Consider the following 13740-nt stretch of genomic DNA (forward strand, 5'->3'; position numbering starts at 1 on the left):
TCCTCTCAGTCAGTTAAAAATGTTCAATATTCAGTTTGTCCGGCGTGGCGGTATGAATTTCAACGGTTCTACCGTTTTCATCACTCATCCCTTCAAACACTTGCCCATCTCCGGTGGTAATGCGGTAACGTCTGTGAGGTAAAATTTCCCCGCTGTCCTGATCCTTTAAAGTAAAAAAACCGCTGTATCCCCGTGGCAGCACCGGCGCTGGTGTATGAATATTTTTAGCACCCATTTTTTGTATATTGGCCGCTTTCAACAGGATGTTGCCAGGGCAACCTAATTCGATATTGCCGTCTTTAATCCGAATATAACCACCGCCACTAGACAGCAAGATTTCCCGATCAGCGCTGAGGGTGATTTTTCCCTCTATGCTGGTGATATCAATATCCTTTTTAGCCAGTGCTGACAGTTCATCATCCTGTGCCTGTATCGCCAGCTTTCCCTGATGAGCAAATAATTGCATGCCGGATTTTTGCGCAAACAGATTCACCGATTCACCACCAATAGCCGTAATGTCTTTCAACGCGCTGATATCGACATTTTTCCCCGCTATCACGCCAACACTGCGGTTACCCGATGCCACTCTGACCGATTCAGGGCTGACAATCCCTATCCCTTGTGGCGCATGCATCAATATTCCCGGCTTTTTCAACCCTTCCAGCGTCTGGTTAAGGTTAGTCTGTGCTGCACAATCCCCCGGTTTACCCTGGCCGATTTCTGCCGCCTGTGATAATGATTTTGCGATAGACAAAGCCGTTTCTAACTGCTCTATCACCGTCGCCATATCTAATTGCTGGCCCGAGGCTTTAATCTGCTGATCGGCGCTGATAAACAGCCCTTTCCCGGCCCGGATCGTCCCCCAGTCGTCGGTGCGTAACTCAAACCCTTCGCCGCGCTTATTGGGATGGGGCCGCTGTCCATCCACCAGATGGCCCAAATTAAGCTGGCTTTTCCCGCCATATTCGGTGCTCAGTTTGATGTGCTCTTTGCCGCGCTCGTCGTCCATGCGCAGTTTGTTGTTGGCCGGTGTGCGCAGCACGTTGCGTTTGTAGTTGTAGAGAGTCACATGATCTTCATGCCGGGAATCATGCAACGCATGGGCGATGTAGGGCCGATCCGGATCCCCCTGCTCAAACGCGATCGCCACTTCGGTCCCCTGGATCAACGGCCAGTGAAAACCGTGAGTTTTACCGGCATACGGGCGGGCTAAACGTACCCACAGGCTTTCTCCCCCCAACGGCCACTCATCCAGGTCAAAATCAAATTTGACGCGGTAACGACCCGTGGTGTCGATATGGCTGTAGGTGCCGTTCGACCAGTTGCTGGTCACCCGCGCCGGAACCGTGCCGGCAATCACCGGCCGTTCCCGCAGCGCCGGTCGGTAACTCAACACTTCGCTGTACGGAACGCCGCTAAAACTGACCAGATAGTTGCTGTCACGCCGGGCGCTGCTGTGCATGGCGACAATCAACACCCCCGCTTTTCCTACCCCTGCCAGTCGCTCTCCGTCGAGCTCCAGCACTAAGCCGGGGACCAGCATCGGGGAGGAACTTTTGCCGCTGATCCGGTGCTGCTGGTACAGGTTGCGCTCGTGATGTAAACGGGCATAAAATCCTGCGGTTTCCGGTACCGGTTGGATCTGTTCTCCCTTTTCAAGAAAGTTATCACCATAGCGGTATACTTCACCGACCACGGTGCTATCCCGATCTCGTGCCACCTGATATTGCAGGTCATTGCCTGCTTCCCGGTAGTTGTAGTCCCGCACCTTCACACCCTGCGTCACCACCTGATGTTCCACGTGCAAATCCCACACCGAATCACGATCGTTGTGATTCATGCCCGCCGGGTCACGTAACGGTAAACGCACGTCGTACTGATAGTTGCGCTGGTTATCCCCGAACCGCACCACTTCAATCCCCAGACGACTGTCCATCTCGAAGCAATACCAGATCCCCACGGCCGCCAGAATGCGCTGGATAAAGTCCAGATCGCTCTCCTGCCACTGCACCACCAGTTCCCGCTTCGGGTAATCCCGCACCAGCGTGAACAGAAAATCCTGCCCGCGAAATTCGTGTCGTTCACGCAGGATCTTTTCCACAATCTCCGGCACTGACTGGTGCTGGTAAATCCCACAGCGCCGGGTGTGGCGCAGTAACGCCAGATAGGGCTCCAGACAGACCTGATAGCGCGTTTCATCCGCCGAGGTGGTAAGCCGGTTAAAACGGGTGATGACGCCGTGTACTTTACGCACCTGCTCCGGGTTTTCCGGTGCCTGCAAGATAAATGTGGCGGATTTGTTCAACATCACCGCCGGGTCGATATCCCGGGTCGGGCTGGTGAAATCAATGGTATAGCAATAAGGGGCGCACAGGCGCTCTTCGCCGGTGAAGCTGAATACGTCCAGTTCAGCATGGCAGCGCCGGACTTCAAGCCGGTAGCGGGCATGGCCCGGCAGCACAGCTTGACTCGCCTTAAGCTGACGGGCTCGCAGCATTTTTCTATCCATCATGGGTTTTCCTCGCTATCCAATGAAGCGACCGGTTCAGCATCGGTAAAAGCAAGGGTGATACCCTCTTCTTCGTCGAAGCCCAACGTCACGCCAGCAGGTTTATTGTGATGGGCCAGACGTTCCAGCAGTGCCTGTGATAACACCGGTAAAATTTGCTGGTTAAGCAGGCTGTCGATATTGCGTGCTCCACTGTCCGGCAACAGACAAGCATTCACTAAGATGTCGCACAGGCTGCTTTCCACCGTGCAAGTCAGGCCATAATGGCTATGAAGACGCCGAGTCACTTGTTCCAGTTTGATTTCAACAATGCGTCTGAGTGCACCAGCCTGTAACGGGCGGTAAATCACGGTCTGAAAGCGAGCCAACAGAGCTGGCTGGAAGTGATCACGAAGCATCGGATGTAACAGCTCATGCAATACGGCGTTCGGGGCATCAGGTTGTTGTGCCAATAACGCCATCAGTTGATCACTGCCCAGATTAGAGGTCATTAAGATTACGGTATGACGAAAATCGATCTCGCGCCCTTCGCCGTCGCGCATAAAGCCGCGATCAAATACTTGATAGAACAGGTTAATGACGTCACGATGGGCTTTTTCCACTTCATCCAACAGCACCACACTATACGGGCGTTTACGTACCGCTTCCGTTAAGATCCCCCCCTGACCATATCCGACATAACCGGGCGGTGAACCTTTAAGCTGAGATACCGTATGCGGTTCCTGATATTCCGATAGGTTGATAGTGATTAGCGAACGCGCTCCACCAAACAGGTTATCCGCCAATGCCAGCGCGGTTTCGGTTTTCCCTACGCCACTCGGCCCAACCAACAGGAATACGCCCAATGGCCCCTGTTCCGGCGTCAATCCTGTTTTAGCAGCACGTAAACGTTGGGCGATTTCCCGTAGCGCCGCCTCCTGACCAACAACCCGTTCCCCTAAATGCTGTTCTAAATGCAACAAACCGGTCTGTTCGTCTTTCAACAAGCTACTCAGTGGAATACCGGTCCAATCAGCAATCACCGTTGCTACAGAACGCACATCAACATCCGACGAGAGTAACGGCTGCCCTTGCTGTCGTGTCGCCAGTTGCTGTTGCAACCGGGCTATATCACCCTGCCGACTGATATCCTGCCGGGCATCGAGCAACTGTTGCGTGAGCTGTTTTTCCTGTTGATACTGTTTATCCCGCTGTTGTTGTTGCCGATACAGTTCATGACGTTGCATTTCAATTTGTGTCAAACGGTCTGAGTGATGGCATTGCCCCAGTGCAATATCTTCCAGTATCGCCTGTTGCTCTATCTCAAGTGCGGTCAATTGGGACTGGAGTTGCGTCAACGCCTCCGGTACCGTATCCAGGCTCATCCTGACTCGCGCACTGGCGGTATCCAACAGGTCTACCGCTTTATCTGGAAGCTGTCGGCCAGTCAGGTAACGACGAGATAAAGTGACAGCGGCTTTCACCGCATCTTCCTGAATATGTACACCGTGATAACGGGCGTAACGCGCTTTCAATCCACGCAGCATCAGGCAAGCTGTCTCATCATCCGGTTCATCGACTTTGATCGTCTGGAAGCGTCGCTCCAGTGCCGCATCCCGCTCAAAATACTGTTTGTATTCCGACCAAGTAGTAGCGGCAATCGTGCGTAATTCTCCCCGTGCCAGCGCAGGTTTTAGCAAGTTAGCCGCATCAGCGCCCCCTGCCTGATTACCGGTGCCAATCAGTGTGTGCGCTTCATCAATAAATAGCAGAATGGGGGCAGGTGACTGTTGCACCGCTTCAATGACGTTTTTCAATCGCTGCTCAAATTCGCCTTTTACCCCCGCGCCTGCCTGCAACAAGCCGAGATCCAGCATCCGCACGCTGACGGTTTTTAGGCTGTCAGGAACATTGCCCTCAACAATACGCAGTGCCAATCCTTCCACCAGCGCGGTTTTCCCTACCCCCGGTTCCCCCACCAGAATTGGGTTGTTTTTACGCCGACGCGATAGGATGTCGATCATCTGGCGGATTTCGCGGTCACGACCAAATACCGGATCAATGCCACCCTCAGCGGCTCTGGCTGTGATATCCAGCGTGAATTTGTCCAATACGTTCTGCAAAGCCGATGATAATGGTTGGGGATTAAGCGCATATTTATCTGGGTCGCTACCCGCAATTTCAGCGATTGATCCATCCGCCGTCAGACACGCCGCTATCTGTATCTCCGGGCGCTCATCCGATTGTTGATCCAGCAACGGGCGCAAACATTGTAGTTGCGTCACACTCAAGTTGAGTAACGGCCAGCTATGATGAATACGCAACCAAGCCGGTTGGCCGCGCAACACCTGCAAAAGATGCACCGAGCGAATAGATTCGTTACCCTCTTCCAGAGAAGCAATACACCAAGCAACCTGTAACAAACTACACAGATCGCTTGATAACCGCGGGCGTTGGCTGATGCTATGTGGTAAACGGTTAATTGTAGTCAGCAACGACCGCCATAACGCATCCATATCCCACGCATAACGTCGAGCAATCACCGTAATATCGCCTTCACCACCCTCAAGCAGCTTGAGCAACCAGTGTTCCACCGTGATTTCAGCATGTGCCCGTGTCTGGCAAAATGCAGCAGCAGCTTCCAATGCCCGTGCGCAATAAGAATTTAAGCGGCACAATAGTGCGGTACATACGGTATCCATATTAAAGTCCCAGTTGTCATTGAGAGGTTAGGCGGCATTCAACAAATGCCCCCATTCTCAGGTAAAAATTTATCTGTCTGGCGAGGTTTTCCCAGCCAGTTCTATGTTTAACCAACACTTCATCCGCTGAATTAAAAGAGTTGTTTAAAAGAGTTGCCATACCCGCGTATGGCAGTCTGTTAGCGTGTTAGGTCTGATTGCGCTCATGCCAAACATCAGAGTGCATGGTGTTGACGTCCTCATCAGCCCTAGTGATTTTCTGGTCGTTGGCAGGCGATCACGCTCGGCGGCATCAGACTGATTTCAACCCTACGATTAACAGCACGCCCCACTGCGGTTGTATTGGTGGCAATCGGCTGCGTTGCTCCTTCACCTTTTACGACAAAGCAAGTCGGCGATACATCACTAGTTTGTAATATCCAATCTCGTACTGCTTTTGCCCGCGCTAGTGATAGCTCGCGGTTTTTTACGGCATCACCGGTTGAATCAGTATGACCCGTTATCACCACCATCCACTCCGGTTTAGCTTTAATCTCGATCAATGCGTTCACCAACACTTTGGCTGCTTCTGGCTTAAGACGTGACTGTCCAACGTCAAACAGTGACATGCTGCTCAGGTTCAATGTCTGTGGCAACGGCTTGCCACTCTTCAGTACAGGAGGCGAAGATACCGGTAACACCGCATGGTTGATCACAGTCATCAGTGGCGTATAAAGGCGATCACCTAAATAGAGCCCTAACCCTAAACGCACCGGTTCGCCATCACGTTGATATTTTTCCAGCAACGTCGCATCACGCTTAAGTTGATGGTAAGCCTGAACTTTTGCACCACTATCTTTCACGCCAACGACCTGATAATGCTGTAAATCACTGCGTATCTGGCGGAACAGACGCAAGTTGTTCCAGGCACAGGAGGCCAACGCCAGACAGGCAAATCCGCTCAGTAGGCCGATGCCCCAGATGACCGCTCGTCGGTGCGGTGTATGACCAACATGATGTGGCAACAGGCGTAACATGGCATCGGGAAATGGCGATACGTTCACCGCCTCAGCAATGCTGTGGCTAATGCGGGGTAAAGTGGTACGATCGACCAGCCATTTCGTCCATAAGCTGTCTGCCTGTGGCGTTTGTGGCAAAAACGTCAGCGCCATTGCTATCGGGTAACAAGGCCGACTGACCAGCTCCTGGGATCGGCATTCGTTCAAGATGTTTTCTACCATCCAGCGTTGCCATGCCGCCGCCACAATTGTTTGTTGTAAACGTGTAACGCGTTGCTGTGCATCTCCTTCGGTCAACCAGATATTCATCCCAACAGCGGCGTGTTTTTCTCCCCATACCGTCATTGTCGCGCTATCTGCCTGTAGCTCGAACCACGGGCTGATATCGCCATCAAGATAGCTGGCGATCAATACCGGTGTATGACAAGCGGTCAGTTGAGCAACACGATCAACCTGATAGCGAAATTCCCTGATCTTTGCCGCCATCACCGCGTGATCCCATTGCTGTTCAGGAAAGAGTGTTAATAACACGCTGATCTGCCTACACCAATCAGGTCTGGCGGCAATAATCGCTTCTACCAGCGTACTCATCTCACTTTGTTTCGGCACACAGATAAAACAGCCCTGTGGCGTGAAGCGTACAAGTTCTCCCGCAAACAGGGTTGCCACGCTATCTCCGCAAGTTAGCACCACAGGCTGGTGCCACGAAGCAGCGGGCAATACCGCCAGCAAACGGTAAACACTGGCCTGATGGGATATTTCAAGTGTGGTACGTCTCACCCACCACCAAGCCATCACCGCTACCATCGAGATCACAGCCAACCACAATGCAACTGACACATTCCCTAACGGGAAGAAAAACAGACACAACAGCGCCGCCAGAACACCCGCTAAAAGCCACAACGCTCGTTTTAATACGCAACTCAATGTGTCCTCCTTAGCCTTACCTAACAGACAAATATTGCTGAAGGTAGAGACGCAGACCGCACCACACCAAAGTTATTCCGGCTACCGCCAAGCATCCCCAAAACCACGGAGAGCGTGCACGCCAATATTGGCCCTGATGACGGTCTGCATTGACGCGTATCATCTGATGGGGCTGCACCGCCATCACCCCGGCACGATCAGTCAGGACATCCAGTAATGACTGGCGTTCCTGAGAAATCTTTTCCAAATCACCGCCCTGAAAGCCCAATGCCAATACGCGCTGGAAACCCGCTAATACCAACAGAGAGGGTTGTGGTTGATCCAGCACGTGACGTATACGTTCAAACAGCCGTTCTCCTGCATGGTTGCTATTGCAAAATCGTGTCTGCAACGGCGTTTTCGACCAAGTTTCATAGCCATGATCCCGCTCAGGGCGTCTGAGTACGGTTTCATCCAGCAATGCACACAAGGCATAGATGATGTGAGCCATGTTCTCTTCGCTGATACCACTTGCACTTAATTGCTGCCGTGCCGCATCTATCAATTCAACCCCTTTTTGATATAACGCCTCACCGTACATCGATTTATCACCGCTTTTTAGCGCAATCACTAGCATCCCAATGTCGAGCATCAGGTCATCAATTGAAATCTCTTTGTTCATAGATCCTCCTCAAGGAAACCCGCGACTTTAGTCACGGGTTATTTACGAACGTAACACCGCAAACAGTTCTAACTGAACGCCCGACAAGGTACCGGGCACATAGAAGGCGCAACTTCCCGCCTCCAACATGGCTTTAGCGACTGGATTATTTAGATCAAAAGCAAAATATTGGTTTTCCAACCGCAACGGGATCGCCGCCGGTACATGGCTAAGCGGATGTAAAGGAATGCCGCTCAGTGACAAGTTAATCAGCCGCTCAACATCATCAGGTGCCCCGACTTTGCACAGTTGCGGAAACTGGGTTTGTAGCAGGTGCGCTGGCATCGACGATCGCACTGAGAGATAGAAATCGGCCTCTTCGCACAATCGTCTATCATGAAGTGATGCTCTCCACTGATTTTCACGCACCACTTCCAGTTCAATCGAAATGACTCTTGATGGCAGACTCGCCTCAAGTAATGTACTAATAAGCCGGATCAGTGGCGGGAAAACGTCACTTAACTGGTCGTGTTGATAATCAGGGATCGCATCGAGATCGCTCTCCAGAGAGAACGTCAGTAACGCCCCCGCTAACTTCACCAGTTCACGGTAGATAATTTCCGGGTGCAGTGCAGGGGCAGCGTTAAAATTATTCAACACCGGTTCATAACTGTTAAGCGCATTCAACAACCAGAACAGCGATACATCCGCAACAGCAAAGTCTGCCATGCGTTGATGACTTTCACGGCGCATTCCCATCAGGCGGGTACGCTTAGCACGTAGCTGAGTCAGCAACAGATCAAGCTGCTCTAGCAGTGGCGGATGGGCAGCAAAAGAGAGCAATGGCGGAACAAAACGGTCATCCAGCATCCAACCGCTTTGTCCGTCACGCACCAGACGCGCCAACGGACATGTCAGATAAGCCTCATTCTGATCATGCTGAAAGCGTAGGGAAATGGCATGGCGTTCAACCGCAATGGATTCACGTCCATTGCCATATCTATCCTGAATTTCAACCCATTCCTGCTGATAACGTAGCGGCGGTTGTCCCGACCCCACACTTTCACTACTCTGACGGCAATTGCCACCATTGGCGTGCTCCAGCGGTAGCGCCAGTAATACCTCAACAGCACGCATATCCGCCGACACCACCTGCTGTAAATCGCAGACCGCAGGCAGATTGTCAGCATGATCAGTATCAATCAGCGTCCCATCCGGTAAACGGGCTTTGAGGTGCTGAACTTTCAGGCGGTTTAAGCGCAGTGCCTCCTGATCAAACCGAATATCAAGCACTCCCCAGGGATGAATCAGCCCCAGATGCGCAATACAGTTGTTGGTCAATGCTTCCCAACGCGCTTGTTGCTGAAATTGTTGAGGGGCTAAAAAAGCGTCTTCAATCCAGAGAGGACGTAGAATTTTCATCATAACTCCCAATAAATAATTACGATTTCGCTTTCGGCATCTGAGAAACCAGAGATAAATTGACGTCAATCCCTTCCACCTGAAAATGCGGCACCGCATACAGTTTGATTCGGAAGAATCCCGGATTGTCATCAATATCCTCAACTACCACATATGCTTCACGCAGCGGATGAGATGCCTGCATGTCGTCAGTCGGATCATTCATCTCCGTTACCAGTGTGTTGAGCCAGTTATTCAGTTCAATTTCAAGCAGACGCCGATCTTTAGTGGTGCCAATGTTCTCCCGCTGGATCAGCTTTAAGTAATGAGCAATGCGCGATAACAGGAAGATGTAGGGCAGACGCGCATTGATGCGACTGTTGGCCGTGGCTTCACCGGTGTCATACACTGCGGGCTTCTGCGTGGAGTGAGCCGAAAAGAAGCAGGCATAATCGCAATTTTTATAGTAAGAGAGCGGAATAAAACCCAAATTGGCAAATTCAAATTCACGGGTTTCCGGGATCAGCACTTCTGATGGGATCTTAGCCCGATAACCGGTACTCAGATCGTAGAGGTGGATCGGCAAATCAGTGATAGCACCACCGGCTTGCGGACCACGGATCTGCACACACCAGCCATTTTTGACAAAACTCCTGACCATATTGGCGGCAAAAGCAAAAGCGGCATTGGTCCACAAATATTTACTGCTATCCGGCCCTCTTGCTTCTTCGACATAATTAAACGTTCGCACCGGCACACTCTTCGGGCCATATGGCAGACGTCCCAACACTCTTGGCAAGGTGAGGCCAATATAACGGGCATCTTCACTATCGCGGAAAGATCTCCACTGGGTGTATTCGGCGCGTTCAAAATAGTGACCCATATCTTTCATCACCACCACTTCATCCATGCTCTTTTTGCCAAAAAAAGTTGGAGCGACAGCAGTAATAAATGGCATGTGCGCCGCTGCCGCAACTTTGGCTACGTTGCGCAATAAGGCAATATCCTGCGATCCGGCACTAAATTCATAGTCGGCAATCACTGCGCCAATCGGTTCGCTACCCGGTGTGTCATATTCCTGAATGTAAGCGTGACGATAGAAACCGCTCTGAACAATTTCCGGTGCATCGTCAAAATCTTGCCGCAAATCATCCTTGGCCACATCCAACACTTCAATTTTGACGTTCTGACCGAGATCTGTCCGATCAACCAAAAATTTTAAACCTCGCCAGGCAGATTCTATTTGCTGAAATCCCGGCTGATGTATCACCACATCCAGTTGGCGGCCGATTTTGCGATCCAATTTGCCGATCTCAAAATCCAGCAATGCTTTATCCAACTGTTCCACTTTTTGCGCGGAGGCTTTCAGCAGATCGAGAAGAACGCTAACCGCCGCGGTCACCCGTTCATCTTCCGTCACCCCAGCCAATCCATCACTGTCATGAAAACATGCAATATCACTTAATCGTTCTACCGGACGTAAATTAATTTTCTCAAACAAAGACGAGTAAACCCCACCGGTATGATGGTTAGCCGTCGCCACAGAAGATGTAGCCTGCTCTTGTATAGTCATTCAAATACCTTTACTACTTAAATCTCGTGAAAATAATGTGACAATTACCCTTCTTGCGGCGTCAGTGCTGCCAATTCAGCTCGCAGTTCATCGCTCAACATTTCATCCTGAAGAATACGCTCCAGTTCCTGACGAAAGTCAGGACGAAAGCCAGATAGTTATTAATCCGATAATTAGACAAACAGCAAATATGAGGGAATGAATAATGGCATCTCAATTGACGAATGGCTTAATAACACAACCGATGCAAAAAAATAGCCTCAAACTATACTCACGCTAACGAAAGAATTACCGTAGAAAACATCCAACAAAGAAAAATTAATCTTATATAGATAATAAGAGGTACAACTTCAACATAAGTTAAACAAGACATAATTAAATAAAAATAAATAAAATTCAGGAAATTCTTAATGATATTTCGTAACTAATTATAATTATTGCCATTTTTAATTCTTAATTTGTTACAAATTGTAACAATCTGTAATAAACAGTAAAAATATTCAATAAATATCGGATAATTGTTATTATTATTTCACGACTTTATTTTATCTTCTTTGCTCAAATGATATTGATTATTAATTATATCTCCATCAACCCGCGTATTCACCTATACGCAGTACAACTCACTTCATTAAGTGGATTTGTTCTTTATAACAATAAACGGTAAGCGAAATAGTTTAATAAGATAGGTATTAAAGAGATAAACGATTTCTACGCGTATCAGCATTTCAATAATTTCATTATCAGCTCAAATAAAAACTTGCCTAATAGTCAACCATATAAACTATCCACAAAGAAATCAAAAATACTGAACAACACGCGGAGAAATGCTTTCATTTCAACGAATGTCTATTGGTACAGCACATTATCCGATATATTCAATATCTCATAACGCTATATCATTTCCAGATCAATATTATTATCATTAAAATTCAACGTCAGTATCTTATTTCCTCCACCTCGATTATTACCAGGGATCTCTAATGCATTATCGTAAGTGAATTCCCTATTTATAGAATACTTAACCGCATTTTCATTCGGTGGATTCCAATAATCCTGAAATATCCAAATATTAAATTCAAATTCAGATTTAAATCCCCTTTCGGTATAGATATGAATGGCTTTATTAGGTTCATATTTATCACCTATCCAGGGAGCCCATAAATCGCCATGCCATTCAGACATTTTATCCACAGAGAATCTTTTTCTGGCAACATATCCATGTTCAACGACAACTTTACACGGCACTTTATTATAAATAGATTTAATATTTGTTACTCCCGCGATAATATTAATAGCTGGTTTATTCCGAGTGTTACTTAATTTTCTTTCCATTTTATTCACCTATATCAATTAGTAAGTCAAATAATAATTATGATAGGATTTATAATAACTTCATCCTTTCGCACACTGCCATCCAGCATTGACCTAAATTATCCTTGCAACATTAATTTCCTCCTGTGACATTACACTTAAAATAACATTCAATCCTTATTAATCACGCCTATTTTCTTATATCAATGATTAGCCTTAAATTAAAATATAGCGCAAAATCTATATTTTATCATTAAGGCTAGCTCACATATCTACATTTATTTTCCCTTAATTATTACGCTAAACATTACTCATTAAATTTTTCGTCCCTCTTTTCATCACCTGAGCTAATTTCATTACATATATAGGTAATATCAGGGCGCTAACCATAGTCAGTATGAAAATAGGCCGCACGTTCTCAGCAATAATCTCCTTACCGTCTAAGAAAATGGACGAGAAGAAGAACACCACGCCAGCACCCAAATTGGAAAATGCCATCTGGAGGGCACCAAAACCTGCCCGATTTTCAGGCGTCGAGGCATAGGAAGCGAGCACGTTTGCCGCCATCACCTGTACATAAGTCGCGAACATAAAAAGTGAGAAGAAAACGTATCCATTTATTTTTCCCGTTAATCCCAGAAAAATATTAACAATAAATAACGTCGCCGCGGCGATGGTAATTCTCTGAGGCGGGTATCTATCGCAAAGTTTCCCGGTTAAATAAGTTCCCAACCAAGACGCGATACCACCGTAAAAGAATACCAGTGAAACCTGATTTTCCGGGATATAAAATACATTCATTAATAGCGGAGCAAGTATCGGAATAAGCATGAAGGGGCTAAAGTTACTGACGCCACTTGCCATTCCAGCTAATGCTATTTTTTTGGTTAGCACAATTTTTTTCTGGCTATTTTTTACTTTCTCTGTTCCTGGGATAAAGAAGAGGATCAGAGGCAAACTTACTATGCATAAAATAACGATAAATAGAAAAGAGACTTGCCAGTTAAAACTCTCTGCCAAATATAAACATAACGGTATACCTAAAATACTTACAAATGAAAAAGATGAAAACGCAATTCCCAATACCCTTCCTCGCATACTTTCCGGGGAGTTATTCAGTAAGATCCCAATACCTACCCCCAACGTCACACCACCAAACAGACCGGCAATGATACGTAGCAGAATAAGTTGGTATGGTTCTGAGGCGAAAATCGTTAAGAACGTAATCAGGCCGAGAAACAGGGTGTTTAAAATGAGAACCTTTCTTTTATTAAAACGATCAATAAAGAAAAAGGATGTCAGGCCAGAAAATACCGAGGAGAAAACATAAGCACCCGCAATAACCCCCGCCATCGTAACCGGCATGTGAAAATCTTTCGACATATAAACAAAAAGCGGAGTTACCATCATGTACTCTAACGCATTAATAAATTGAACTAATGCGACAACCATCGCAATAACAACTATATTATTAGTTCCAACTACCTGATTATTTCCAATTAACTTCGACATTATAAATCTCAATTCCTGTTGGCTTAAATTTCATCGACGTGATAAGCAATTTACATCACATGCCGAGCAAAAAAAAGCACCGTGTACTATCCAGTAAATGAACAACGTAATCAGGCTTGAGATGAAGCTGATGATGGTAAAGTAGAATAATCAAGCAACAACAATTTCAGCAGACTCATTCATTG

At 47.8% G+C, this 13740-nt stretch carries 8 protein-coding genes and 1 pseudogene; all 9 read right to left on the reverse strand.

The genetic code is table 11. The features are described 5' to 3' along the window. Positions 1-13: 13 nt before the first annotated feature. Positions 14-2512, reverse strand: coding sequence for a type VI secretion system Vgr family protein (locus tag AACQ38_RS00620; protein ID WP_165577175.1), 2499 nt, complete (start codon positions 2510-2512; stop codon positions 14-16). Next, positions 2509-5190 (reverse strand): type VI secretion system ATPase TssH, encoded by a 2682-nt coding sequence (gene tssH, locus AACQ38_RS00625; protein ID WP_165577176.1) that lies wholly within the window; start codon positions 5188-5190, stop codon positions 2509-2511. Before tssH ends, AACQ38_RS00620 begins: the two co-directional genes overlap by 4 nt. A 248-nt stretch (positions 5191-5438) precedes the next feature. Continuing rightward, complete coding sequence (locus AACQ38_RS00630; RefSeq protein ID WP_165577177.1) at positions 5439-7115, reverse strand: OmpA family protein; 1677 nt, start codon at positions 7113-7115, stop codon at positions 5439-5441. A 16-nt stretch (positions 7116-7131) separates the two neighbouring features. Continuing rightward, a complete protein-coding gene (gene tssL, locus AACQ38_RS00635; RefSeq protein ID WP_011148326.1) occupies positions 7132-7776 on the reverse strand; it encodes a type VI secretion system protein TssL, short form in 645 nt (214 codons plus the stop codon). Between the two features lie 42 nt (positions 7777-7818). After that, complete coding sequence (gene tssK / locus AACQ38_RS00640) at positions 7819-9177, reverse strand: type VI secretion system baseplate subunit TssK (RefSeq protein ID WP_058589811.1); 1359 nt, start codon at positions 9175-9177, stop codon at positions 7819-7821. Positions 9178-9196: 19 nt separating this feature from the next. After that, entirely contained in the window at positions 9197-10729 is a 1533-nt protein-coding gene (gene tssC / locus AACQ38_RS00645; RefSeq protein ID WP_165577178.1) for a type VI secretion system contractile sheath large subunit, read from the reverse strand. A gap of 44 nt (positions 10730-10773) precedes the next feature. After that, positions 10774-10866, reverse strand: a pseudogene (locus AACQ38_RS00650) (type VI secretion system contractile sheath small subunit); the annotation flags it as partial. Positions 10867-11623: 757 nt separating this feature from the next. Further along, positions 11624-12064 (reverse strand): hypothetical protein, encoded by a 441-nt coding sequence (locus AACQ38_RS00655; protein WP_011148329.1) that lies wholly within the window; start codon positions 12062-12064, stop codon positions 11624-11626. A gap of 279 nt (positions 12065-12343) precedes the next feature. Further along, on the reverse strand, positions 12344-13555 hold the full coding sequence (locus AACQ38_RS00660) for an MFS transporter (protein ID WP_011148330.1): 1212 nt from the start codon (positions 13553-13555) through the stop codon (positions 12344-12346). Positions 13556-13740: the final 185 nt, after the last annotated feature.

It is taken from the genome of Photorhabdus sp. RW14-46, from assembly GCF_963887965.1.
Lineage (GTDB): Bacteria > Pseudomonadota > Gammaproteobacteria > Enterobacterales > Enterobacteriaceae > Photorhabdus > Photorhabdus laumondii.